The organism is Salifodinibacter halophilus (assembly GCA_012999515.1).
GTDB lineage: Bacteria > Pseudomonadota > Gammaproteobacteria > Nevskiales > Salinisphaeraceae > Salifodinibacter > Salifodinibacter halophilus.
Map to the genome: position 1 here is coordinate 1 of JABEEB010000785.1, position 233 is coordinate 233.

The 233-nt window shown below is 61.8% G+C and carries 1 protein-coding gene; it reads left to right on the top strand.

What is annotated here, in order from left to right; genetic code table 11:
- Positions 1 to 233 (top strand): glutamate 5-kinase (locus HKX41_13730; GenBank protein ID NNC25193.1); only part of this gene is annotated, 233 nt, incomplete at both ends.

The window sequence follows — 233 nt, forward strand, 5'->3', positions numbered from 1 at the left end:
CACCGCTACACGGAGAGCTTCGAGCGCTACGACCGGAAGGTCGCCCAGATTCTCATCACCCAGCACGACCTGGAGAACCCCGAGCGCTTCACCAACTTCCGGAACACGGTCGAGACGCTTCTGGAGTGGGGCGTCGTCCCCATCATCAACGAGAACGACGCGGTCGCCACCGAGGAGCTCCAAATCGGCGACAACGACATGATTTCGTCGAACATCGCGGTCGGCATCGGCGT